Annotated in this window: 1 protein-coding gene; it reads right to left on the bottom strand. The window is 35.4% G+C overall.

Annotated elements, in window-relative coordinates; translation table 11 throughout:
• The coding region (locus PSI23_RS22615) for an ssDNA-binding protein (RefSeq protein WP_273557114.1) at positions 1-205 on the bottom strand (205 nt) is incomplete at its 3' end.
• Between the last annotated feature and the right edge of the window lie 18 nt (positions 206-223).

Raw genomic sequence — 223 nt, 5'->3', positions numbered from 1 at the left:
TACTTTTAATAATACCCTCAGCTTTAACCCCCCATTTATCGGTAGCCACTTTTAAAATTGCTGCTTCGATTTCAGCAATTAAATCTTTGCGCGCTTTTGAAATAAGAAAGGCCGAGCGAAATTTATAATCACCCTGACCATTAACTTGGGTTGCTTCAAATAAATCAGGGAATGCCAAACGTACATTGGGTAATTTAATTTTCATTGTTTATGTCTCTTTATG

It is taken from the genome of Xenorhabdus yunnanensis, assembly GCF_028598805.1.
In the GTDB taxonomy this organism is placed as follows: domain Bacteria; phylum Pseudomonadota; class Gammaproteobacteria; order Enterobacterales; family Enterobacteriaceae; genus Xenorhabdus; species Xenorhabdus yunnanensis.
This window is presented reverse-complemented; position numbering and strand designations above follow the sequence as displayed.